At 67.4% G+C, this 24,426-nt stretch carries 19 protein-coding genes and 1 tRNA gene; 11 read left to right on the top strand and 9 right to left on the bottom strand.

The window, feature by feature from the left end:
* Positions 1–46 precede the first annotated feature (46 nt).
* On the top strand, positions 47–1,027 hold the full coding sequence (locus KZX46_RS11455) for an alpha/beta hydrolase (RefSeq protein WP_219776679.1): 981 nt from the start codon (positions 47–49) through the stop codon (positions 1,025–1,027).
* Between the two features lie 97 nt (positions 1,028–1,124).
* Complete coding sequence (locus KZX46_RS11450; protein WP_219776678.1) at positions 1,125–3,134, top strand: protein-disulfide reductase DsbD; 2,010 nt, start codon at positions 1,125–1,127, stop codon at positions 3,132–3,134.
* Between the two features lie 115 nt (positions 3,135–3,249).
* On the opposite strand, the gene KZX46_RS11445 is transcribed toward KZX46_RS11450, so the two are convergent.
* Positions 3,250–4,329 (bottom strand): L,D-transpeptidase, encoded by a 1,080-nt coding sequence (locus KZX46_RS11445; protein ID WP_226896235.1) that lies wholly within the window; start codon positions 4,327–4,329, stop codon positions 3,250–3,252.
* 49 nt (positions 4,330–4,378) lie between these two features.
* Here KZX46_RS11445 and KZX46_RS11440 point away from each other — a divergent pair, with 49 nt between their 5' ends.
* Positions 4,379–5,167 carry a D-alanyl-D-alanine carboxypeptidase family protein gene (locus tag KZX46_RS11440; RefSeq protein WP_219776677.1) on the top strand — a complete coding sequence of 263 codons (789 nt, stop codon included), beginning with the start codon at positions 4,379–4,381 and terminating at the stop codon, positions 5,165–5,167.
* 5 nt (positions 5,168–5,172) lie between these two features.
* On the opposite strand, the gene KZX46_RS11435 is transcribed toward KZX46_RS11440, so the two are convergent.
* Positions 5,173–6,075: an SDR family oxidoreductase gene (locus KZX46_RS11435; protein ID WP_219776676.1), complete on the bottom strand. Its 903-nt coding sequence runs from the start codon at positions 6,073–6,075 to the stop codon at positions 5,173–5,175.
* A gap of 98 nt (positions 6,076–6,173) precedes the next feature.
* Between KZX46_RS11435 and KZX46_RS11430 the strand changes: the two genes are divergently transcribed.
* Positions 6,174–7,025 (top strand): helix-turn-helix transcriptional regulator, encoded by an 852-nt coding sequence (locus KZX46_RS11430; protein WP_219776675.1) that lies wholly within the window; start codon positions 6,174–6,176, stop codon positions 7,023–7,025.
* A gap of 84 nt (positions 7,026–7,109) precedes the next feature.
* On the opposite strand, the gene KZX46_RS11425 is transcribed toward KZX46_RS11430, so the two are convergent.
* Positions 7,110–7,409, bottom strand: coding sequence for a HigA family addiction module antitoxin (locus KZX46_RS11425; protein WP_219776674.1), 300 nt, complete (start codon positions 7,407–7,409; stop codon positions 7,110–7,112).
* A gap of 48 nt (positions 7,410–7,457) precedes the next feature.
* Positions 7,458–7,760, bottom strand: coding sequence for a type II toxin-antitoxin system RelE/ParE family toxin (locus KZX46_RS11420; RefSeq protein WP_219776673.1), 303 nt, complete (start codon positions 7,758–7,760; stop codon positions 7,458–7,460).
* A 298-nt stretch (positions 7,761–8,058) separates the two neighbouring features.
* Between KZX46_RS11420 and KZX46_RS11415 the strand changes: the two genes are divergently transcribed.
* Positions 8,059–8,649: a phosphatase PAP2 family protein gene (locus KZX46_RS11415; RefSeq protein WP_219776672.1), complete on the top strand. Its 591-nt coding sequence runs from the start codon at positions 8,059–8,061 to the stop codon at positions 8,647–8,649.
* A gap of 391 nt (positions 8,650–9,040) precedes the next feature.
* On the opposite strand, the gene KZX46_RS11410 is transcribed toward KZX46_RS11415, so the two are convergent.
* The 3 genes from KZX46_RS11410 to KZX46_RS11400 form a co-directional block, all read right to left on the bottom strand.
* On the bottom strand, positions 9,041–10,693 hold the full coding sequence (locus KZX46_RS11410) for a thiamine pyrophosphate-binding protein (RefSeq protein WP_219776671.1): 1,653 nt from the start codon (positions 10,691–10,693) through the stop codon (positions 9,041–9,043).
* Positions 10,694–10,703: 10 nt separating this feature from the next.
* Positions 10,704–11,621 carry an oxygenase MpaB family protein gene (locus tag KZX46_RS11405; RefSeq protein WP_219776670.1) on the bottom strand — a complete coding sequence of 306 codons (918 nt, stop codon included), beginning with the start codon at positions 11,619–11,621 and terminating at the stop codon, positions 10,704–10,706.
* Between the two features lie 122 nt (positions 11,622–11,743).
* On the bottom strand, positions 11,744–12,619 hold the full coding sequence (locus KZX46_RS11400; protein ID WP_219776669.1) for an N-formylglutamate amidohydrolase: 876 nt from the start codon (positions 12,617–12,619) through the stop codon (positions 11,744–11,746).
* Positions 12,620–12,733: 114 nt separating this feature from the next.
* On the opposite strand from KZX46_RS11400, the gene KZX46_RS11395 reads away from it, so the two are divergent.
* Together KZX46_RS11395 and KZX46_RS11390 are read left to right on the top strand one after the other, a co-directional pair.
* Positions 12,734–12,808: transfer RNA gene (locus KZX46_RS11395), tRNA-Val, on the top strand.
* A gap of 193 nt (positions 12,809–13,001) precedes the next feature.
* Complete coding sequence (locus tag KZX46_RS11390) at positions 13,002–14,933, top strand: AI-2E family transporter (RefSeq protein WP_219776668.1); 1,932 nt, start codon at positions 13,002–13,004, stop codon at positions 14,931–14,933.
* 514 nt (positions 14,934–15,447) lie between these two features.
* Here the strand turns inward: KZX46_RS11390 and KZX46_RS11385 are convergent.
* Positions 15,448–16,209, bottom strand: coding sequence for a SapC family protein (locus KZX46_RS11385; protein ID WP_219776667.1), 762 nt, complete (start codon positions 16,207–16,209; stop codon positions 15,448–15,450).
* A 99-nt stretch (positions 16,210–16,308) separates the two neighbouring features.
* Positions 16,309–17,712: an FAD-binding oxidoreductase gene (locus KZX46_RS11380; protein ID WP_226896234.1), complete on the bottom strand. Its 1,404-nt coding sequence runs from the start codon at positions 17,710–17,712 to the stop codon at positions 16,309–16,311.
* A gap of 142 nt (positions 17,713–17,854) precedes the next feature.
* Here KZX46_RS11380 and KZX46_RS11375 point away from each other — a divergent pair, with 142 nt between their 5' ends.
* The 4 genes from KZX46_RS11375 to KZX46_RS11360 all read left to right on the top strand — a co-directional run bounded on the left by KZX46_RS11375 (position 17,855) and on the right by KZX46_RS11360 (position 24,385).
* Entirely contained in the window at positions 17,855–18,259 is a 405-nt protein-coding gene (locus tag KZX46_RS11375; RefSeq protein WP_219776665.1) for a DUF6491 family protein, read from the top strand.
* Positions 18,260–18,450: 191 nt separating this feature from the next.
* Positions 18,451–21,528: a TonB-dependent receptor gene (locus KZX46_RS11370; RefSeq protein WP_219776664.1), complete on the top strand. Its 3,078-nt coding sequence runs from the start codon at positions 18,451–18,453 to the stop codon at positions 21,526–21,528.
* 181 nt (positions 21,529–21,709) lie between these two features.
* Positions 21,710–23,311: a DEAD/DEAH box helicase gene (locus KZX46_RS11365; RefSeq protein WP_219776663.1), complete on the top strand. Its 1,602-nt coding sequence runs from the start codon at positions 21,710–21,712 to the stop codon at positions 23,309–23,311.
* Between the two features lie 273 nt (positions 23,312–23,584).
* Positions 23,585–24,385 (top strand): enoyl-CoA hydratase-related protein, encoded by an 801-nt coding sequence (locus tag KZX46_RS11360; RefSeq protein ID WP_219776662.1) that lies wholly within the window; start codon positions 23,585–23,587, stop codon positions 24,383–24,385.
* The last annotated feature ends 41 nt before the right edge of the window (positions 24,386–24,426 follow it).

The following is a 24,426-nucleotide window of genomic DNA, read 5'->3' as shown; positions in this document are numbered from 1 at the left end:
CTTGTGCCGGGTCAGCAATGGCTAACCCCGACCAAGAGCAGGCGCAATGTCCCTTATCCACACCCCAACCGTCAAAGATGCCCCTGCCGCCTCCCAATCGATGCTCGCAGAGACCGAAAAAGGGCTCCCCCGCTTCGTCGTCCAAACTGAAGTCGGATCGATGACGATAGCGTCCTACCGCGGAATGGATCGAGCTGCACTCGACACCGCCTATAACAATGTCAGGGCCGACCGGGACTACCAAGCGAGATTGGCCGACTTCAAGGAACGGAGCGACGCGCTTTATCGTGATGCGGCCGTGAGGCGCGACATTGCTTATGGCACCCAACCGCGCCAGCGCTTCGATTGGATGTCGTGCGGTAGAGCGGAGGCTCCAACCTTCGTCTTCATCCACGGCGGTTATTGGCAAAATTACGCAAAGGACGACTTGGCCTTCGTTGCCGCTGGTCCCCTGGCGAGCGGCTTCAATGTTGCGCTCGTCGAATATACGCTTGCACCAGAGGCATCGATGACTGGCATCGTCGGCGAGATCCGGTTGCTGCTCGACTTCCTCAGCGATGGCAAAGGCGACATCGGGTTTCGCGCAAAGCCGGTCTGCCTCTGCGGACATTCTGCCGGTGGCCAACTGGCTGCGCTTCACCGCGAGCATCCAGCGGTGACACGCACGCTTTCGATCAGCGGGTTATTCGAGCTGGAGCCGATCGCTCTTTCCTGGCTGAATGAAAAGCTGCGCCTTTCCCCGGCGGAAGTTGAGTCGTTCAGTCCGATGTATCAGATTGGCGCCGGGGCTAGCGCGATCGTGGCCGTCGGCGACGCCGAGCTCCCCGAGCTCAAACGCCAGTCGCGCGACTATGCAGATGCGCTTGGACTGCACGCGCAGGAGGCCATGTTCCTGAGTCTCGCGGGCCATTCCCACTTTTCGATACTTGATGATTTGTCAGACCCACGGGGAACGATCATGTCCGCAGTCGCTGGCCAATTTGCGCCGGACCTCGGCTCATCAACCGCGGTGCCACTACATGTGTAGCATGATGTGTAGCGTGCAATCGGTGCGTAACCCGCACCCCGTCCGCGACGAACCTCCCCTTGGCGCGACCCCTCCCCCACGCGCATAGGGTGTCGCCATGATCCGTTTCCTCAGCCTCCTCCTCGCGCTCCTCGCCCCCATCGCGGCGGTGGCCGATGTGCTTCCGAGCGGCGGCAACAATGTCCGCGTCGAGCTCATCGCCGAAAGCGCCGCGCCCGCGCCGGGCAAGCCGGTGACGCTCGCGATCGTGCTGACGCCGAAGCCCGGCTGGCACACCTATTGGTCGAACCCCGGCGAGGCGGGCTTTGCGCCCAAGGCGACGTGGACCGGGGCAAGCGCAGGCCCGCTGCGCTACCCAGTGCCGGTGACGTTGCTCGTGTCGGGGCTGATGAACTACGTCTACGAGGCCCCGGCGACGCTGCTCGTCGACGTCACCGGGGCGACCGGTCCGGTGAGCGTCAAGCTCAACTACCTCGTCTGCACGACCGAGATCTGCGTACCCGAGTCCGCCGAGGCGAGCGTCGCGCTCCATCCCGGCGACGGCGCGCCCGACCCTGCCGTCGCTGCGCGCTTCGCCGCCGCGCGCGCCGCGCTGCCGGTGCCGCACGCGGGCGCACATTATGCGCTCGACAAGGGGCGGTTCGCGCTCGGGGTGCCGGTCGCCGACCCTGCCGGGGTGACCGCCGCCTATTTCTTTCCCGCCGCCGACGGTGCGGTCGACTACTCCAGCCCGCAGGTCGTCAGCGTTGCGGGCAAGCTGCTGCGGATCGAGACCAAGGCCGACCCGAAGGCGCACGGCTCGATCGACGGCGTGCTGCGCATCGAGCGCGGCGGCAAGGCTGAGGGCTTCGCGCTGTCAGCTAGCCCCGGAACAGTTCCCGCTGCAGGCGCGGCCGGCAAACGCGACGGCACCGCGACGGTGTTCGCCACCGCGCTCCTCCTCGCGATCGCCGGCGGGGTCATCCTCAACATCATGCCGTGCGTCTTTCCCATCCTCAGTTTGAAGGCGCTGAGCCTCGCCAAGGGCGGAAGTTCGCCCGCCGACGCGCGGCGCGATGCGCTCGCCTACGCCGCCGGGGTGATCGTGGTCTGCACCGGGCTCGGCGCGCTGATCCTCGGGCTTCGTGCGGCGGGGACACAGGTCGGCTGGGCGTTCCAGTTGCAGGACCCGCGCGTCATCGCCGGGCTGCTGCTGCTGACGACGGCGATCGCACTCAACCTCGCCGGACTGTTCGAGCTCGGCAATTTCGGCGGCGGGCAGAGCCTCGCGTCGAAGCCCGGCGCGGCGGGGAGCTTCTGGACCGGCGCGCTCGCCGCGTTCGTTGCGACGCCGTGCACCGGGCCGTTCATGGCGGGAGCGCTCGGCGCGGCGCTGGTGCTGCCCCCGGCGGCGGGGCTGCTGGTGTTCGCCGGCCTCGGCCTCGGCCTGGCGCTGCCGTTCATCGCGATCGGCTTCATCCCGGCGCTGCGCCGCCGTCTGCCCAAGCCGGGCGCGTGGATGGCGACCTTCCGCTCGATCCTAAGCATCCCGATGTTCCTCACCGCGCTCGCACTGGCGTGGGTCCTTGGGCGGCAGGCGGGGGTTGCGGGCATGACGCTCGGAATCGGCGGCGCCATGCTGATCGGGCTGGCTTTATGGTGGTACGGCAGCCGCCAGCGCGCGTTCGCCACCGGCTGGCCGCCGCTGCTCGCCGCCGCGATCGCCGCGGTCGCCGCCGTCGCGCTTGTAGTGCCGGAGACCTCGACCGCGACGACGGTCGACGCGCCCGCAGGGCTTGCGGCGGCAAAGTTCAGCGAGCCCGCGCTCGCCGCGCTGACGGCCGCGCATACGCCGGCTTTCGTTTATTTCACCGCCGACTGGTGCCTGACGTGTAAGGTCAACGAGCGCGGCGCAATCGCCTCGTCCGATGTCGCGGCGGCGTTCAAGCGAGGGGGCGTAAAGACGCTGGTCGGCGACTGGACGAACGGCGATCCGGTGCTCGGGCGCTTCATCGAGGCGCACAACCGCGCCGGGGTGCCGCTGTATCTGTTCTACCACCGCGACGGGCGGGTCGAGGTTTTGCCACAGGTTCTGACGGTGGCGACGCTGACGGGGTTGGCGGTCTAAACTCTTTCTTTCGTCATCCCCGCGTAGGCGGGGACCCATCACCACTAACTGTCGGGGTGATGGGTCCCCGCCTACGCGGGGATGACGGAGAAGAGTGAGTTTTGAACGTCGACGCCTACGTCTTCGCCCGCGTCTCGGTGCCCTTGAACACCACCACTGCCCCCGCCTTGACCGACTTCGCGAGCTGCTGGATGTCCCAATTGGTCAGGCGGACACAGCCGTGCGACGCGCGCTTGCCGACGAGGCGCGGGTCGGGGGTGCCGTGGATGCCGTAGGTGTCCTTGGTCAGGTCGATCCACGTCGTCCCGACCGGGTTGTTCGGCCCCGGCTTGATCGTCAGCTTGCCCTCGGCCTTCTTGCCGAAGGTCAGCCGCTTCGGGTCGAAGGTATAGGTCGCCTTCATCGCAACGGTCCGCACCTTCCACGTTCCCGACGGCGCGGGGCGTTCTGTGCTGCCGACGGTCGCCGGATAGACCGCGAGCAATTTCCCCCCGGCTCCCATCGCGCGGACCGAATTGGCGCTCTTGTCGACCTCGATCCGCGTCACCACGCCGCCAAGTTTCTCGGCGGTGACCGAGGCGACGGTGATGACGGTCCCGGCCTTGGTGAAGTCGGCCCCCGGGTTGAGCGCCTTGAGCAGCGCGTCGTCCATGTGAAAGCGTTCGGCGAGTTCCTCGACCGGGTTGGCGTAGGCGGGCGAATCGAGCTTGGCGAGCTCGGCCATGTCGGTCGGCAGGTGCTCGACGAAAGGCCCGGCGACGTCGGTTTCGGTGATCGTATAATGCTCGACGGTCGGCTCGGCATCGGCGGCGGCGAGCTTGTCGGTCAGCGCAGCGGTGTCGGTGCCGCCGGCGTCGTTCGCCTTGCGGTAAGCCTCCTCGGCGAGCTTGAGGTTGCCGCCGTCCTTGCCGTCGATCACTCCGGGCGAGAAATGCGCGCGGTCGAGCAGGACCTGGAGGCGGATCAGCGCGCGCTGCGGGGCGGCGATTGCGGCGGGAATAACGATCGGCGCGGCCTCGCTCGCGGCAGCGGGTCCAGCGGGCGCGGCAGCTTCCGGGGCGGCGGCAGGAGCGGCGGCGGGAGCGGCGGCGGGCGGCGCGGCAGCGGGAGCAGCGGGCGCTGGCTTGACCGGGACGACGGCCACCGCCGCGCTCGCGGTCGATAGCAGGACGGCGAGAACGCAGCGTTGGAACATCGGAACCGCCTGTTATGTTGTGTCGAGCGCTCAAGGTTTCGGCAGGGTAATGGTTCCGATGGTCGTCGCGGTAATGCCCGAAAACTGCACAATATCGGCTCCCGCCGGAGCGCTGGCGGCGAACGTCGCCTCGCTCGGCACGATGGCGTGGGCCCCGTTCGGGCGGCCCGAAACTGGGTGGACGGTCTATTATCCGCGCGTCGCGGTCGACATCGGCACGACCTGCCCGGTGGCGAGCGAGGGCTTCGCGGCGAAGCTCGCGGGCTGGCAGGCGAGCCATCACCTCGCGCCGACGGGGGTGTTCGACCTGCTGACCTTCGCTGCGATGAAGGCGAAGTGGCAAGCGGCGCGGCCGTTCGCGCACATCAACGGCAAGACCAACTGCCCGCCGCCGCCGCCGCCCGACGCGCTCGCGACCGCCGCACCGCGCGAAAGCTTTGTCGGCAAGACGATCCAGCTCCGCACCGCCGCGCTCGCCGCATACCGGGCGATGGTCGCCGATGCCCGCCACGATCCCGCGATCGCCGCTGAGCGGAGATCGTTGACGATCTTCTCAGCCTACCGCGACCCCGACGCCGACGCTGCGCGGTGCACCGCCGAGGGCAATTGCAACGGCATCGTCCGCGCGACGTGCTCGGCGCACCGCACCGGGCTCGCGCTCGACATGTGGGTCGGGCAGGCCCCGGGCTACGGCCCCGATTCGACCGCCGACGCCAACCGCGCGGCGATGGTCGCCTCCCCGGCCTACCGGTGGCTGCTGGTCCACGCCAAGCAATACGGCTTCGTCAATTACGTCTTCGAGCCGTGGCACTGGGAGTGGACCGGGGAGGCGATCTGAGGGAGCTACGCAGCGGCGGCGGCGAGTCCGTAATCCATCGCGTGGAGGTCGGCCATCAGGCTCGGCCCGGTCGGCTTCCAGCCGAGCCGCTCGCGGGTCAATGCGCTCGACGCCGGCAGGTCCATTGCGGCAAACGCGGCGAACCCGCCGAAGTGCGCCGCCGCCTCGTCGGGGGTCAGCGACTTGACCGGGACGCCAAGCCCCGCGCCGATCGCCTGCGCGATTTCGTGGAGCGGCACACCCTCCTCGTCGACCGCATGCCAGCGCGCACCGGCGGTGTGGTGATCGAGGGCGAGCCGGTAGAGGCGGGCGACGTCGCTGATGTGCGCTGCCGACAAGCGGTTCGATCCGTCGCCGATATACGCCGACAAGCCCTTTTCGCGCGCGATCCCGATCGACCAGGTGATCAGGCCCTGCTTTACCGGGTCGTGGACCTGCGGCAGGCGGACGACCGCGACCGAGACTCCACGCGCCGCGACCGTCTCGCCGGCAACCTCGGTCAGCCGCGGATTGTGATGGTCGCGATTATAGACATCCTCGGTCGCAATCGCGCCGGGGTGGGGGCTGCCGAAGCCGACGCCCGAGGTGATGATGAAGGGCCGGTCGGAGCCCGCAAGGACGTCGCCGAGTGCCTCGATGACGCGCCGGTCCTTCTCGCAATTCTCGACGAAGTGCGCGAAGTCGTGGTCGAACGCGGTGTGGATGACGGCGTCGGCGTTTGCAGCGCCACTGGCGAGACCGGCCGGATCTTCGAGCGTGCCGAAATACGCCTCCGCGCCTGCCGCTTCGAGGACGCGGCCGCCCGCCTCCGAGCGGGTCAGGCCGACGACGTGATGCCCAGCATCGATCAGTTCGGGAATGACGTGCGAGCCGATGAAGCCGGTCGCGCCGGTGAGGAATACGCGCATGGGTCGATCTCCGTGTTGGTGTGAAACGAGCTATCGACGGGTTGATCTTGCTGTTAAAGTAGTGACCTTATCCCGGTATAACGATCAACAGGATGGGCATGGCTACCCTCGCCACTCAAGCACTCGCCAACAGCCTCGGCAGCTATCTCCGTGACCGCCGCGCGCGGCTCGATCCGGCGACGTTCGGCTTCGCGCCGGGCCGTCGCCGGACGCCGGGCCTGCGCCGTGAGGAGGTCGCCCAACGCTCGAACATCAGCGCGACGTGGTACACATGGCTCGAGCAGGGGCGCGGCGGCGCGCCGTCGGCCGACGTCCTCAACCGCATCGCCACCGGGCTGATGCTCACCGAGACCGAGCGCCAGCATCTGTTCATGCTCGGTCTCGGCCGCCCGCCCGAGGTCCATTACAAGCCGATCGACGGCGTCACCCCCCGCCTCCAGCGCGTCCTCGATGCGTTCGATGCCAGCCCGGCAATCATCAAGACCGCGACGTGGGACATCGTCGCGTGGAACGCCGCCGCCGCGATGCTGCTGACCGATTATTCGAAGCTGCCGCCGAACGGGCGCAACATCCTGCGGCTGATGTTCGGCAACTCGCACATCCGCGCCGCGCAGGAGGATTGGCAGACCGTCGCGCGCTATGTCGTCGGTGCGTTCCGGGCCGACGCGGCGCGCGCCGGGGCCAACGCCGAGATCACCGGGCTCGTCGAGGAACTATCGCGGACCAGCCCCGAGTTTGCGGCGATGTGGCGCGACAACCAGGTCGCCGAGCATGGCGAAGGGCGCAAACGCCTCCACCATCCGATCCTCGGGCTGATCGAACTCGAATTCTCCGCCTTCGCCGTCGACGGCCGCCCCGACCTCGGCATGATCGTCTACAACCCCGCGACCGACGAGGGGGCCGACCGCATTCGCCGCCATCTTGAGGAGATGCGGCAGCAGCCGGTTTAATCGTTGGTCTGGCCGAACTCGGCAAGCCCGAGGGAGGTCATGGCAGCGGATGAGGGCTGCGGTCCGACGGCCCGTCGCCTTGCGTCAGGCCATATTCTCGGGGACGCGCTCCATGCGGTCCAGCTTGGCGATCAGCGCCTCGTCGTGCTTCGCCGACGCCAGATCGAACGCGGCCTGCATCGCCAGCAGCATCCGTGCCGGATAGCCGAACACGCGCTCGATCTTAAGCGCCAGCTCAGGCGTCACCGCCCGCTTGCTGTTCAGCACATTGTTGAAACCGGGCCGCGCCACGTTCAGCCGTGCCGCCGCCTCGGTCACATTCAGCTTGTATCGCGGCAGCACTTCCTCGGCGAGAATCTCGCCGGGGTGCACCGGATATGCCATTTCGAAAGTCATTTGCCTGCCTCAAACTCAGGGGCCTCTGCCCCAAAACTAATGCGGATTGTCGAACCTGACGTCCGACACCTCCTTGCGGTCAGCATCCCAGTTCATCAGGAGCCGTGTTGCTCCGCCAACCTTGAACGACCAGATTCGCTCGTCGCCGTGATAGCGGTGGACGTCCCAACCCGGGTGATTATCGATCAGATCGACCATCGAATCTGCCGCCAAGATAGCTTGGAGCTGCTGACGGATTTTCTTCGCTTCGCTTGGCTGGAGACCCTTGATCGCCGTGCCGGGTCGCGCTGCCCTTAGCGCCTCAATCTGCTTACTTACCTTGCCGATCGTAATCGTCATTTGATGTCCTTGTGGTGATGGTTGCGTTCGTCATGCTTCGTCTCCCAATGCCCAGCGACTTGGCTGGTGTTGCCGATATAGACTGTACCGCCTCGCGGTACAAGTACCGGAAAGCGATACGGCATAATTCGGCTAGGTAGTGTCTGCTGACGGGCTGGAAAGCGATGCAGGGCTACGCTGACCGATGCCGGATTTCGGCGCTGTGAGGCGCTTGGCCGAATGTCCTTTGCCGCATGTGTGAGAGCCCATTAACGCCCTAAACGTTCGTCGCCGGGCGCGACGCCACGCAACGACCCCGATGGACCCGCTTGCCAATCTCGGGCACGATGCGCGTATGGGATGGGCAGAGGCGATGGCGGCGGCGCGGGCGGGTCTGCTGCGGCTGTCCGACCGCGAGATCGCGCTCGTCGGGCGCACCGCCGCCGCCGCGCGCCGCGCGCATCTCGAACGGATCGCGGTCGTCGTCAGCTGGCTCGGCAACGGGACGATTTATTTAATCCTCGCGCTGGCGCTCGTCGGGTTCGCCGGCGATGCGGCGTGGCGCGAGCTCGGGGTGGCGGCGCTGTGCGGTGCGATCAGCCACATCGTCTACCCGGCGATCAAGCGCGTCGCCGGCCGCCCGCGCCCGTTCGAACACCGCCCCGGCCTCGTCCCGCCATCGGCTCCGCTCGACGTCTTCAGCTTTCCAAGCGGGCATCTGATGACGCTGAGCGCGACGATGACCCCGGTGCTGTTCGCATGGCCGTCGTTGTGGCTCGTCGCGCTGGCGTTGTGGCTCGCTCTGGCGTGGTCGCGGGTGGCGACGGCGCATCATTATCCGAGCGATCTGCTCGGCGGGACGCTGCTCGGGGTCGGGATCGCGCTGCCGGTGACGTGGGCGCTGCGGTAGGGGTGCAGTTTCGGTGGCTGGGAGCGTGATGCGCTGGCGTCGATCGGACCAGTCTTATCAAGTTTGTCATTCCCGCGAAGGCGGGGACCCATCACCCCAACCGTCCGTGGTCATGGGTCCCCGCCTTCGCGGGGATGACGGCTTTGGAAACAAGAGTCGGAGCCGTTAGGCGTGTGCAGGCGCTGCAGCAGCAGCGACCAGAAACCGCTGTCCTACACCCTCGCGACCGGCCTAGCCTTTTCGGGCAATGACGACGACGCTGCCTTGTCCGACGCCCCGGTTCGCTATCTCGAACAGTTATCACCGATCCGGGATACGCTTCATTCCAGCGTGGCGTCAGGTTCATCAACTTCGTCAAGCCAGCCTGACACTCGGCGCAGATTCGACTCGGTCAGACCTCGGTGTCGATCTCGACCTCGATCAGCAGCGGCCCCGGTCCGGCGAGGCCGCGGGCGACCGCCGCGCGGAGGTCGGGCAGCGTCGACACCCGGATCGCGGGGACGCCCTGCGCCTCACTCAGCGCGACGAAGTCGATCGCCGGGTCGGTCAGGTCCATCCCGACATACGAACCGCTCGCCGCCGACGGGCCGCCGAGCGCGCGGGTCCGCTGCTTGAGGATGCGGTACGAGCGATTGTTGACGATGATCGCGACGATGCCGAGCCGGTAGTGCGCCGCGGTCCACAGCGCCTGGATCGAGTACATCGCGCTGCCGTCGCCGCTGAGCGCGATCACCGGGCGGTCGGGGTGCGCGAGCTTGATCCCGATCGCCTGCGGCAGTGCGACGCCGATGCCGCCGCCGCGCATCCCGAACCAGCTGTCGGGGCGCGTGGCGGGCATCAACTGGCGGACAGTGTTCATGCCGGTCGACAGCGTCTCCTCGATGACGATCGCGTCGTCGGGCAACAGCTGGGCGATCGCGTGCAGCACCGCGAGCGGGCGCAGCGGGAAGGTGTCGGCCTCGGCCTCGGCGCGCGCGATCAGCGCTGCCTGGAGTCCCGCGATGCTCGCCTCGGTCGCCGCGCGCCGCGCCGACGCGACCGGCATTCGGTGCAGGACCGCGGCGATCAGGTCGGGCAGCGTCGCCTTCGGGTCGCCGAGGATGGCAGCGGTCGCGGGGAAGTTCTTGCCGATCTCCCACGCGTCATCGTCGAGCTGGACCAGCGGCTTGCCCGGGGCGAGCGCCTCGACCCCTGCAGCCTGCGACTGGGTCAGCAGGTCGGCGCCGATCGAGATGACGAGGTCGTGGCCATCGGTCAGCGCGCGCACCGCCGGGGTCATCCGCGCGACCGATCCGGCGTAGAGCGGGTGGTTCGACGGGAAGGCGGCGGTGTTCGCCATGCCTTCGAGGTAGACCGGGGCGCCAATCGCCTCGGCCAGCGCGGCGAGTTCGGCGTATGCCCCGGACCGCGGCACCGCATCACCGGCGAAGATCACTGGGCTCGCCGACGCCGCGATGAGGTCCGCCGCCGCCGCGATCGCATCGAGATCGCCGCGCAGCCGCGGCCCGATCCGGGTCGGGGCCATCGCGTCGATCGCCTCGACCGTCGCGGTCAATACGTCGCCGGGGATCGACAGGAACACCGGGCCGGTCGGGGCGGTCAGCGCGACCTTGATCGCGCGGTGGACGGTGCGCGGCAGGTCGTCGATTCGCGTCACCTCGGTCGACCATTTGACCAGCGGGCGGGCGAGCGTCGCGAGGTCGGCCCACAGCAGCGGCTCGGTCAGCGCGATCGTCGTATCCTGCTGCCCGGCGGTGACGAGGATCGGCGCCCCCGCCTTCGCCGCATTGTACAGCATCCCCATCGCGTTCCCGAGGCCCGGCGCGGCGTGAAGATTGGCGACTGCGAGCCGCCCGGTCGCCTGCGCATAGCCGTCGGCCATGCCCATCACGACGACTTCGTTGAGCCCGAGGATATAGCGGATGCCGGTTTCGGCGGCGAAGGCGTCGACCAGCGGCAGCTCGGTCGTGCCCGGATTGCCGAAGACGAAGTCGACCCCGTTGGCACGCAGCAGGTCGAGGAACAGGGGGGCACCGGCGATCATGGCTGCGCGTCTAGCCGGGGAGCGGGTGGCGCACCAGCCAGTCGTGCGGCAGGCCGACGCGGACGCACGCCTGCGCTGACGGCGACGACGGCACCGCGATCCCGTCGAGCATCCTTGCCGCCGACCGCAGCAGCGCCGCCTCGCCGAAGCGCAATCCCCCGTGCCGGCCGAGCTGCAACCGCTCGCGCTCGGCGGCGGGGAGGAGGTCGACCGCGGCGCGGATCAGGCTGTGCTGGAGCGGGCGGAGCAGCGGCGGCAGGATCGGCGCGGCGCGGAGGATCGCGATCAGCTCGTCGAGCTCGGGCGAGGGTTCGAGGCGGGGGCGCATCGCGTCGAACAGCGCCGCGGTTGCAGCCTCCGAAGCCGGGGCCTCGACGACGCCGTACAGTCGCGACCCCGCCCCGCCCTCGGCATAATATCGCTCGCGGTCGGCGGGAGCGACCGGGCGGACGTAGATGCGATACGCTTCGAGGAAGGCGAAGGCGGCGGTACCGTGGACCCAGCGGAGCAGGTCGGGATCGTCGGCGCGGTACCCTTCCCCGCCGCGAGTCGTCCCCGCGACCCGCGCGTGCATTCCCCGCACCCGAGTCGCGAGCGCTTCGAAGCGGCTGCGCGCCCCGTAAACGGTGACCATCGCCGCGAGCCCGGTCCGGCGGAGCCGACGCGCGGGATCGGCGCGGAAGCTCGAGTGCGTCCAAACGCCGCTGCGGACCCGCGGCTCGCCAAGCTCGAGAAGCACCGCAGCGATGCCGCCGATGATCATCGTCAGCGGGTTGCGGAAGACCTGCCACGACACCGACTCGGGCGCGACGACCGCCGCTTCGCCCGGCGGGGTGGCAAAATCGATCAGCGCATCGCCCGCCTCCAGCCCCCGGACGAGGCTTTCGAGGCGCTTTTCAGTGAGGCGGGAGAGAATAGACACGGTCATGGTAGCGATAACGCTTGAACCGGTGCTGCAGCGCACTATTTGTAGTTTTGCCGGCGGCGTTCCCCCCCTTACGCCGCCGCGCTCCCTGAACTCTGGCCACGCCCACGGGCGTGGCCCTTTTTTTATTCGGCGGCGATCGCGAAGGGCCCAAGGTCCATCGTGCCCACCTCCGCCTTCAGGTGCGCGACCAGCCGGGTGAGCGCGGTCTCGATCCGGTCGAACTCGGTGTGCCGGACCAGCCGCGCCGGATCCATGTACAAGGCGCGGTCGATCTCGATCTGGACGGCATGGACGCCCTCGGCAGGCCGCCCATGCCGCGCCGTCGTGTACCCGCCAGCGTAGGGAGCATTGCGGGCGACCCGAAACCCCGCGGCGCGGAAATAGCGCTCGATCGCGCCGACCAGCGGCGAGGCGGCGGCGGCGCCGAACAGGTCGCCGATGACGATCTGCGGCGCGCCGCCCTGGACCGGCGGCGGGGTCGGCATCGAGTGGCAGTCGAGCAGTACCGCAAAGCCGTTCGCCGCGAAGGCATCGTCGAGCAGCGCCGACAGCGCCGCATGATACGGGCGATGGACCGCTTCGATTCGCGCTGCAGCATCGGCGCTGCGCACCCGGGCCGGATAGATCTCGAGCCCCGCTGCGGCGATTCGGGGAACGACCCCGAGCCCGGCGATAACGCGGTCGCTCGACTGCGCGGGATGCGACTCGAGCGGATCGACGAACATCGCGGGGTCGAGCTCGGCCTCGTCGCGGTTGAGGTCGAGCCATGCCCGCCCGTAGCGCGCCGCGATCAACGGCACTCCGAGCGCGGCGGCTCCGACCAGCATCTCGGCGACGAAGGCATCCTCCGCCCGCCGCAACTGCGCCAGTGTCAGCCGGGTCTGCGCGAGGAACGCCGCGGGATAATCGCGCCCGCTATGTGGCGAAGCCAGCACGATCGGCGGCGTCGGGCCGGTCGCGGGCGTGATCGTGAATCCGGGCAGCAGCGCATCGGCCATCGTCCGGCTTTATGGTGTCGTCCGGCAACCCGCCAGAGGATTTCGAGCGTCGCCGCCGGTGCCTCGCGTTCGGGCTTGCGCCGCGCCGCGCCCTCGCCTAACACGCTCCGACGTGGGCGCGTAGCTCAGTGGTAGAGCACTGTGTTGACATCGCAGGGGTCGCTGGTTCGATACCAGCCGTGCCCACCATTTGATCCAAAGTCTTAGACCGGGCCTTCCGGGGAGCTGCACAGCGCTCCCCGGTTCACTCGACCCTTGCCCGGCAGCACGCAGAAATACCCGCGGATTGATGGTGTCGGTTTCGCGCAAGAAACGTTAGCGTACATCCGGGGGGGCATGCAGGCTGGCGCGGGGCGCGCTGGCCACGGGAGGTACGCTGGAGATGATCGAGATCGACCCGCCCGCGCGCGCCCAGGTCGTGCCCGCCGAGGTTCCCGGCCTCGCTGCGCTGCTGTCGCTCGCGGTCGGGGTGGTGTCGGTTGCCGCGCTTTATCTCGCGCGCGACGTCCTCGTGCCGATCATGCTTGCGATCCTGCTGTCGTTCATCCTGTCGCCGGTGGTCGAACTGCTCCAGCGGCTGCGGCTGCCGCGCGTTCCGTCGGTCGTCCTCGCCGTCGTCATCGCGCTGAGCGTCGCCGGGGTCCTCGCAACCGTGATGGGGACGCAGGTTGCAAGCCTTGCGACCGATGCGCCGCGCTATGCGGTGACGATCCGCCACAAGGTCCGCGAGGCGCAATCGTCGACGATCGGCCAGCTGCCGGCGATGATCGGCGCGCTCGGGCGGCAATTCGATCGCGCCAGCGGCGGGCTTGCCAACCCGGTCCGCGTCGTCACCGGCCCGCGCGCGCTGCGGACTGCACCGCCGCCGCTGCCGGTCGAGGTGCGCACCCCGCCGTTGTCGCCGATCGCGCTGATGCGTGCGGTTCTCGCCCCGGTCATCGGGCCGCTCGAGACGACCGGCATCGTCGTCATCGTCGCGATCTTCATCCTGCTCCAGCGCGAGGATCTGCGCGACCGGTTGATCCGCATCTTCGGCGCGACCGACCTCCACAGGACGACGACGGCGATGGACGATGCCGCGTCGCGACTGAGCCGCTATTTCCTGACGCAGGTCGCGATCAATGCGCTGTTCGGCACGATCATCGGCAGCGGGCTGTATTTCATCGGCGTGCCCTCTCCCGCCTTGTGGGGAGTGCTCGCCGGGCTGCTCCGCTTCCTGCCGTACATTGGCCCGGTGCTCGCCGCGATCCCGCCGCTGATCCTCGCTGCCGCAGTCGGCCCCGACTGGGCGATGTCGTTCTGGGTTATCGGCTTGTTCCTCGTCGTCGAGCCGATCATGGGCTATGTCGTCGAGCCGATGGTCTATGGCCATTCGACCGGACTTTCGCCGGTCGCGGTGATCGTCTCGGCAATCTTTTGGACATGGTTGTGGGGCCCGATCGGGCTGATCCTGTCGACCCCGCTGACCTTGTGCCTCGTCGTTCTCGGGCGCCACGTCAAACGGCTCGAATTCCTCGACGTCATGCTCGGCGACCGCCCGGCGCTGACCCCGGTCGAGAGCTTCTACCAGCGGATGCTCGCCGGCGACCCCGACGAGGCGCTCGACCAGGCCGAGGCGCTGCTCCGCGACCGGTCGCTGTCGAGCTATTACGACGAGGTCGTGGTCAAGGGGCTGCAGATGGCTGCTGCTGATTGCCTGCGCGGCGTGCTCGACGACGCACGGCTCGACCGGGTGCGCCGTGCCGCGCGCGCGTTGATCGCCGACCTCGCCGGACACGACGACAGCAATCCGCCCCCGGCGCGCGGCACCGCGCCGAACGTCCGGACGCTCGCCGAAAAGGCCTTGCCCGCGACCGCGGCACCAATCGCCGCCGTGCATCCGTTGACCGCGGCATGGCAAGCCAATGGCGCAATCCTGTGCGTCGCGGGTCGCGGGCCGCTCGACGAGGTCGGGTCATCGATCCTCGCGCAGCTGCTCGACAAGCACGACCTCGGCTCGCGGACGGCAACCTACGCCGAGGTCTCACGCGACCGCATCGCCGAGCTCGACGTGTCGGGCGTCCTCGCCGTCGCGGTGACGTACCTCGATCTCGACGGCAACCCCGCGCACCTGCGGACGCTGCTCCGGCGGCTCCACGATCAGCTCCCCGGCGTACCGGTGACGGTCGGGCTGTGGCGGCGCGGCGAGAACGAGCAGGAGTCACCCGACGCCGATCAGGTTGCAGGCAATTTGCGCGAGATGGTCATTCACTGCCGCGACATTGCCGAAGCGGGTGGTGCCGCAGACCGCGATCTGATGGCGGCGTTCGCGTAGGCGGAGCCGGACGTTACCCTCCACGGCCTAGCCGCGCGTCACGCTGTCCTACACGGCCGTGAATGGGTTACTGTCCGACTTCGAGTCGGGTCACGTTGGCCAGACGCTGCGTCCCGTGCTCTTTCTCATTGTTGGCCGGTCTTTTTCCTCAGCTCGTTAAGATGCGAGGCGAAGCGATCTTTTCTTGGATTGTGTGCGTGATAGCAGCTGTGCGCGATCGTGATCTCGTGAGTTTACGGTCGTTGCTCTAACGGAAGGTCCCACGAAATTAGGGAGCGATCAAACGTCAAAACACATGCGTTTGTGTGAACTTATTTTGAACTTAGCATCTGCTATACGCCCAAGTCACTGAATTTGCTCATCCCCTCCCGTTCAGGGCAGCGGCCGGGGATAGGCGAGCCGCCGCGACACTTTTGCCCGGGAAGGCCCCCGAGCGGGCGCGAGCGCGCCGCAATTCTCCCCCTCCCCCTTCAGGGAGAGGGATCATCAACAGACAGGCGTGACGCGTGAGACCTTATGACTGCGCGGGTGCGATCGACATCACGATCCGCTGGCGTTCGAACAAATGCGTGATCTGCGACAGCGAGAACAGGTGCGCGTAGATCAGGCCCATCATCCCGTTCTGGATCATCTTGCGCGCCTGGTCGCCGCGCAGGGTCTGCAGCTTCTCCTCGGCGACCATGCGGAAACCACGGTAGACGCTCGGCTCGGGCATGTCGGGCTGCTGGATCGTGACTTCGCCGTCGGTCAGCAGGTTGAGCTTCTCAAGCTCCTCCATGAAGCCGCGGGTCCGGGCGACCGACTGCTCGAACTGCTCGCAGAACTCGAGGATGCGCTTGGTCGTCGCCGTCGGCTGGTCGCCGTCAAACAATTTGTCCTCGGCGTCGGGGCTGACGATGCCGGTGGTGTCGTCGAAGCAGAGCGACAATTCGGTGGCGTCAGGGCCGAGCTTGGCCAGCATGAACGGATAGCGGCGGACAAACGCCGGAAGATACGCGCCGTCCTCCCACTTGCCGTCGCGGTCGACGTACAGGTTGAGGCCGTCGGTCAGGCTGAGCAGTGCGAGCGGCGCGGGGTTCTCGCCCATGCCGAAGATGATCGGGAAGCTGCGCTGGGCGACCGAGAACTCGTCGACCGTCAGCGGAATCGCGTGGGTGATCGAGGTCCAGGCCAGGCTGGTCTGCACCGCGAGGCCATAGTCCTGATGGAACTGGGTCGAGACCGGCACGAGCGAATTGTAGAACAGCGGCAATTGCGACGCGGGCATGGAAGCCATGAACAAGACTTTCGCGAGGGACGGCGGCACCCCCCACGGGTCCGCGTAAGGACGCCGCTGTACGGAGCGACGCGCGCGGGTGCAAGCGCGGGCCGCGCCCTAGCCGACGATCTTGCCCGGGTTCATGATACCGAGCGGATCGAACGCCGCCTTGATCGCGCGCATCGCAGCGAGCTTGCCGGGGTCGCCGACACGCGCCAGTTCCGCCAGCTTGACACTGCCGATGCCGTGTTCGGCGGCGATCGACCCTTGGTGCGCCATGACGAGGTCGTTGACTGCTGCCGTGATCGCCGGGCCGTGCGCATCGGCCCATGCCGAGCTGTCGCTCCCTGCGGGCGCGCGAGCATTGAAGTGGACGTTGCCGTCGCCGAGATGACCGAAGGCGAGGACGCGGCTGCCGGGCCAGCGCGCCTCGATGATCGGCGTCGCCTCGACGATGAAGCCAGGCATCCGGGCGACCGGCACCGCGATGTCATGCTTGACCGCGACCCCGTCGCGCCGCTCGGCCTCGGGCAGGGTCTCGCGGAGCCGCCACAGGGCCGCGGCCTGAGCTTCGGACTGGGCAATGACCGCGTCGGCGACGCCCGCCTCAGCAAGGACGTCGGTCAACGCCGCCGCAAGTCCAGCGTCGGCGCGGACCGAGGTCAGCTCGATCAGCACCTGCCAGTCGTGCGCCCCGGTGAGCGGCGCGCGCAGGCCGTTCGCGACGAGCAGGTCGACTCCCGCCTGCGGGATCAGCTCGAAGCTTTCGACGACGTCGCCGAGACGGTCGCGCAGCATCTCAAGCAGCGCCAGCGCCGCCGCCGGGCTCGCGACCCCGGCCCACGCGACTGCGGTATCGCGCGGGGCCGGGACCAGCCGCAGGGCGATGCGGGTGACGATGCCGAGCGTCCCCTCCGCCCCGATCAGCAGCTGCTTGATGTCGTAGCCGCTGTTGTCCTTGACCAATGGATCGAGCTGGGCGAGCACCGTCCCCGACGGCAGCACCGCTTCGATTCCCGCGACGAGCGCGCGCATCGTCCCGTGACGCAGGACCTGCACTCCGCCCGCATTCGTCGCGACGAGCCCGCCGATCGTCGCGCTGCCCTTCGCGGCGATGCTCAGCGGGAAGACCAGCCCCGCGGCGCGCGCAGCGGCATGGACGTGCTCGAGGATCGCGCCGGCGCCGGTCACCATCGTCAACCCGGCGCGGTCGGGCGGGTCGATCGTATCCATCCGGGCAAGCGAGACGATGACGCTATCGCCGGTCGCGCGGGGAATTCCCCCGCCGACAAGCCCGGTATTCCCCCCCTGCGGGACGATCGCGATGCCGCCCGCCGCCGCCGCGCGGACGATCGCCGCGGTCGCCGCGGTCGTTCGCGGCCAGACGATCAGCCCGGCGGTGCCGTGGACGCGCCCCCGCCAGTCGACCAGGTGCGGGGCGAGCACCGCCGGATCGTCGCTCCACGCGCCGTCGCCCGCAGCCTGCTTGATCGCGTCGAACGGGTGAGACTGGTTTACCACACCAGAACCATAAGCCTGACGGTGCCGACGCGAAAGCATCGCTGGACATTGACCCTCCCGGGATCGATCGTCAGGTTGACACTGAGTTTAACGGAAACAGGCAACGCGCTGATTCGTGACAAGCTATGACCGTATCAGACTGATGTTCCTGCGTGTTCTGTACGTTACGCTGGGCGTTGCCGCGCTTGGCGTGAGCGCCGAGGCGAGCCAGCCGGCGCACGCCGCCCGCGCTCGCGCGCAAGCCGATCATGACAATGCCGCCGCGAAAGCCGCCGTGCGTGCTGCGAAAACGCGGTGCATCGGGGTCGACCACGTTGCCGGCGCCGTTGTCTTCGGCGACCGAGCCGTCGAGTTATCGATGAACGGCGGTACCCGCTGGCGCATGACCTTCGCCCAGGCCTGCCCGGCGCTAAGCTTCTACCAGGGTTTTTATTATCGTCGCGCGGTCGCCGGCCAATTGTGCGCCGGGCGCGACGCCGTCATCGCCCGGTCGGGCGGGGAATGCCCGATCGATACGATCGTTAAGGTCGCCGCAGCCCGCCGATAGGGCTCGACTGTGACAAATACGCCACGCCGAAATAGACTTGTCGGCCGGGCGCAGAAATCACCATCGCGGTGTGGACAAGCCGCGCTTCGCCTGTTCAGATGATCACCAACCCGCGCAGTCTTATGCCGTGGGGACGCTGATCGGCGGGAACAACCGCCGGCGGCGAAGGACGTAACTTTGGGGAGAAAATCATGCGCTCGATCGCTGTCGCGTCGCGGACCGTTTTGGTTTCCGGCGTATCGCTGCTGGCTTTGTTCAACGCGGGCGCGGGACTAGCCCAAAGCGCCGCAAGCGCCCCCGCCAATCCCGGACAAACTGCCACCGCGCCGACCAGTTCGGGCGGATACAACGCCATCGACGAGATCGTCGTCACCGCGCAGCGCACCTCGCAAAGCCTGCAGGATGTGCCGATTGCCGTGACCGCCTTCACCGCGCAAAGTCTCGCCGCCCAGCAGATCAACAACTCGTCGGATCTCCAGCTGACGCTGCCCAACATCACCTTCACTAAGGGCAACTTCACCACCGGCGTGTTCACCATCCGCGGCGTCGGCGACCTGTGCGTCGGCGTCACCTGCGATTCAGCGACTGCGATCCACGTCAACGACCTGCCGCTGTTCAACACGCGCATCTTCGAAACCGACTACTTCGACCTCGAGCGGGTAGAGGTGCTACGCGGCCCGCAGGGCACTTTGTACGGTCGCAACGCCACCGCCGGCGTCGTGAACTTCATTACCGTCAAGCCCGACTTGAAGGCGCTCCACGCCTCGGTCGAGGGTGAGTACGGGAATTACAACGACATCCGCATCAAGGGCATGATCAACGTCCCGCTGACCGACACGCTGGGTGTCCGCTTTGCCGGTACTTATCTCAAGCGCGACGGCTATACCCAGAACCTCTACAACAACACGGGCATCGACGGCCGCGACGAATATGCGCTGCGCGGCTCGGTCCGCTGGCGCCCCGAGCCGAACACCACGATCGACCTGATGGGCTATTACTTCCACGAGAACGATAGCCGCCTGCGCAACCAGAAGCAGCAGTGCCTGCGCGACCCGACCGGCGTCCTCGGCTGCTTGCCCGGCGGACTGACGACGGCTTCCGGACAGAACGGCGTGACCAACGCCAACGCGACGATCGCAAGCCTGTTCGTGTCGCAGCAGTTCCTCGGCTCGCCGGCGGTTTTCGGCGCGCTGGCACCCGCGCTCAAGCCGCTGGCGATCGCCAACCTCTATGGCCCCGATGCCTATGGCGCCGCGATAAACCCGCAGGATCCTCGGCAGGTCTATACCGCTTACCAGCCGAGCTATTTCTCCGACGAGATCAACGCGACAATCAAGATCGAGCACGATTTCGGCAAGGTTAAGCTCGACGTCTCGGGCCTCTACCAGCGCAACTCGGTCGATTCGAGCCAAGACTATGACCTCGCACTCAACAGCGGCACGCTGGCTGCGCAGGGCCTGACCGTTGCGTCGATCTACGGTGCCGGAGGTGCCGGCGCATTGTCGCCCGCGCTGGCCCCGTTTGCCGCTGCTTTGTCGCAGATCAAGCCCGCTCTGTCGGCGTTGATCCCGAACGGCGTCGGCGGGCCATATTGTACCTCGATCCCGTTCGATACGACCGGGACCGGCGCTTTCGGCGGCCATTCGGTCTGCGGCGCCGTCCCGCTCAACGCCGACCGCTCGGTACAGCGCGACGAGGGCTATACCGGCGAAGCGATCCTGACGACGCAGTTCGACGGCAAGCTCAACTTCCTGTTCGGCGGCATCTACAACAGCTTCAAGACGAGCGAGAACAGCTATTACGTCAACGCTTTCGGGCTCGACTACGGTTCCGCTGTCCTCGGCTTGGCGAATACAATTGGCAGGCAGTTGGCGGGGCAGACGACCTTCCCCAGCAGCTACGAAGCGTCGCCATATTATCGGAACAATACCAATTATTATAAGCTGACGTCGTACGGCCTCTTCGGTGAGGCGTATTTGCAGGCGACTGATCGCCTCAAGCTGACTGTCGGTTTGCGCTACAACAACGACCAGAAGACGGTCAGCGCGCGTACGACACTGTTCTCGGATTCGGCTGGGACCGCGGTCCTCGTGCCATACGGCTCCTCGAACATCACCCAGGCCTTCAACTACGGCAACCTGGACTATGATGCGGTCAACGCCGGCAACCAGCTGTTCCAGACAGCGAAGGTCGGCTTCTCCGAAGTCACCGGGCGCGCGGTCCTCGACTATAAGATCACCGACCAGAACCTGCTGTATGCGTCGTACTCGCGCGGCTACAAGTCGGGCGGCATCAACCCGCCGCTGTCGCCGGGGGCCGGGGTGCCGGTCGCCTTCAGCCCCGAGTTCATCGACTCGTTCGAGATCGGATCGAAGAACACCTTCCTCGACGGTACAGTTCGCCTGAACCTCGCGGCGTTCTACTACAAGTACAAGAACCTGCAGATCAGCCGCATCGTTCAGCGGACCGCGGTCAACGACAACATCAACGCCGACATCTACGGCGTCGAGGCCGACGCGATCATCGAGCCGATCCGTGCCTTCGCGGTCAACCTCGGCTTCAGCTACCTGAAGACCAAGGTCGTCGGCGACTCGTTCTTCGCCAATCCGCGCGACCCGTCGGGCGGTCGTGGCGACGCGGTGATCATCAAGGACATCACCACCGCCGCCAACTGCGCCGTCGTCCCGAAGGTCGCCGGCAACGCGGCTGGCGCACAGGGATATGTCACCGCGATCAACAGCGGGATCGGCCTCAACGGTCCGACACCGTTCCCGGTGGGCAGCGGTATCCAGGGCAACACCACCGGCGCGTTCGGCATCTGCAGTGCGCTTGCTGCAAACGCGGCGACGGTGGGCACGCTGTTCGGTGGCGTCAACGTCGCCAACGACGGTGTGCAGGTCAATGTTCGTGGCAACCAGCTGCCGCAGTCGCCGAAGTTCAAGGCTTCGGCAGGCGCGCAGTACACGATCGATCTCGGCACCGGCGGCATCAACGTGGTTCCGCGGTTCGATATCGCCCTCACCGGTGAAAGCACGGGAAGCATCTTCAACGACAACGCCGACCGCATCCCGTCGTACTACATCATGAACGCGCAGGTTCAGGTGAACGGCAAGGACGACCGCTGGTTCGTTCGTGGCTTCATCCAGAACATCGCCAACAACAATGCGACGACCGGCCTGTATGTGACCGACCAGTCGTCGGGCCTGTTCACCAACATCTTCACCCTCGAGCCGCGGCGCTACGGCATCGCCGGCGGTATCAAGTTCTAGTATCCAACGCGCCGGACGATAAAGGGCGGGGAGCAATCCCCGCCCTTTATTTTGCGCGCTCATCATCGCTTCCTGCCAGATTCGCGCGTCATTCATTGACTTTCGACGCAAAAGCGCGCCAAGCGCGAGGCGAAGCGTGGGCGATCGCGGTTGGACTGCCCCCTGGATCCCAAGGACCCGCATGAGTTTCGAAGCACTGGGCTTGTCGGAGGAGTTGCTCCGCGCGGTCGGCGATAGCGGGTATACGACCCCGTCGCCGATTCAGGCGAGCGCGATTCCGAGCGTGCTGATGGGGCGCGACATCATCGGTGTCGCCCAGACCGGTACCGGCAAGACCGCCTCGTTCGTTCTGCCGATGATCGATATTCTTGCGCAGGGCCGCGGCCGCGCGCGGATGCCAAGATCGCTGATCCTCGAGCCGACCCGCGAACTGGCGCAGCAGGTCAGCGAAAATTTCGTCAAATACGGCAAGTACCATAAGCTCAACATGGCGTTGCTGATCGGCGGCGTGTCGATGGGCGACCAGCTCGCCGCGCTCGAGAAGGGCGTCGACGTCCTGATCGCGACCCCGGGCCGCCTGATGGATCTGTTCGGCCGCGGCAAGATCATGCTCAACAACTGCGGTTTGCTCGTCATCGACGAGGCCGACCGGATGCTCGACATGGGGTTCATCCCCGACATCGAGGAAATCTGCACCAAGCTTCCCGCCGTGCGCCAGACGCTGTTGTTCTCGGCAACGATGCCGGGACCGATCAAGAAGCTCGCCGACCGCTTCATGTCGGACCCGAAGACGATCGAAGTCGCTCGCCCCGCATCGACCAATGCCTCGATCGCGCAGTTCGTCGTCGAGACGAGTTCGCGCGGCAAGCGCGCGGCGCTGCGCAAGCTGCTCAGCGACCCCGAGGTCAAGAACGCCATCGTCTTCTGCAACCGCAAGAAGGACGTCCGCGAGCTCGCCGACGTGCTCAAGAAGGCCGGGCTGTCGGCCGGACAGATCCACGGCGACATGGATCAGGGCGACCGCATCCGCGAGCTCGACCGCTTCAAGTCGGGCGCGATCCTTGTCCTCGTCGCTTCCGACGTCGCCGCGCGCGGGCTCGATGTGCCCGGCGTCAGCCACGTCATCAACTACGACGTGCCGCACCATGCCGAGGATTATGTCCACCGCATCGGGCGCACCGGACGCGCCGGGCTCACCGGCATCGCCTACACGCTCGCGACACCCGAGGAGGCCGACAACCTCCACGAGGTCGAGAAACTGATCGGGCACAAGGTCCCGCGTCATGCCGCCAACGCCGCCGTCCCCGACGAGGTCGAAGATGCCGCCGAGACGATCGCGGTGCCGGTCGACGCGCTCCCGGTCGCCGAGGCCGCCCACGACGTCGATAAGGCCGACCAAGAGGCCGAGGTGCCGAGCAGCAGCGACGCCCCGCGCCCGCGCCGCCGCCGTGGGGGGCGAGGCCGCAAGCCCGAGAACCAGCGCTCCGAGACCGCGGCAAGCGAGCCGACGAGCGCCGCACCAAAGGCCGCCGAGCCGCGCGCGAGCGAAGCCCGAAGCGCCGAACCCGCGCGCGCCGCCGAACCCGCTCGCGCCGCAGAACCCGCCCGCGCGACCGCACCCCGCGAGCAGCCGCACCAGTCTCGCGAACCCCGCCGCGACGACAAACGTCGCGATGAGGGCCGCCGCGACGAAGGCCGCCGCCACTCGAACGACGACGGCCCGAGCGAGATCGGCTTCGGCAACGACGTCCCGGCGTTCATGTTGGTCAAGGCGCGCGGCTGAGCAGCTAACCAAATAGGCCGCTTCGGTCGCTAAGTTCAAATTAAGTTCACACTAAAGTCGATGTTTTGCGACGTCGGCGATCCCGTAGAAAAGCTGCAGGTCCGCGCCGCCGCCCGGCGCGGCGAATGAGAGTAATTGGGCGGCGGTAAATTCATAACTCTCCTTCGGTCGACGTTCGGGGCGGGACGCTAGTCGCGTCCGCCCCCTGTAGGACAGCGGTTTCTCACGCGATGATTCGCGGCTAGGATCGCGACAAAATCACGGGGAGCGACCATGAATTACGAGCATATCCTGTTCACCGAAGCCGACGGCGTCGCGACGCTGACGCTCAACCGCCCCGCTGCGCTCAATGCGCTGACGACCGACCTGATCGCCGAGATGATCGACGCGGTCGACCGCGTCCGCGACGAGGGGACCGCGCGGGCGTTGCTGCTGACCGGCGCGGGCCGCGCGTTCTGCAGCGGCGCCGACCTCGCCACCGGCGGCGCAACCGGATCGGCGCAGGGGCGCGGCCCGATCGACGCCGGTCACCGCCTCGAAACTCATTTCAATCCGTTGCTCGAACGGCTGTTCGCGCTGCCGGTGCCGTTCGTCACCGCGATCAACGGCCCGGCGGCGGGGGCGGGCTGCTCGTTCGCGCTCGCGGGTGACATCGTCGTTGCCGGCGAGAGCGCGTATTTTCTCCAGGCCTTCGTCAACATCGGCCTCGTTCCCGACGTCGGCTCGACGTGGCTGCTGCCGCGGCTCGCGGGCAAGGCGCGCGCGCAGGGGATGATGATGCTCGGCGAGAAAATCCCGGCAGCGACCGCGCTCGACTGGGGGATGATCTGGCAGGTTGTTCCCGACGCCGAGCTGATGGCGACCGCGAACACGCTGGCGACGCGCCTCGCGGCGGGGCCGACGAAGACGTATGCGCTGATCCGGCAGGGCATCCGCGACAGCCTCGATGCATCGCTGACGGGGGCGCTGGCGATCGAGCGGCGTAACCAGCGGAGCGCGGGGCGGTCGGCCGATTTCGGCGAGGGGGTGGCGGCGTTTTTGCAGAAGCGGAAAGCGGTCTTCGGCGGGAAGTGACCTGTTCTCCCTCTCCCCTCGAGGGAGAGGGACGGTTGCAC

Source organism: Polymorphobacter sp. PAMC 29334, assembly GCF_019431245.1.
Lineage (GTDB): Bacteria > Pseudomonadota > Alphaproteobacteria > Sphingomonadales > Sphingomonadaceae > Polymorphobacter_B > Polymorphobacter_B megasporae.
Note: the sequence above shows the minus strand (reverse complement) of the source record. Positions and strands in the feature narration are given on the sequence as shown.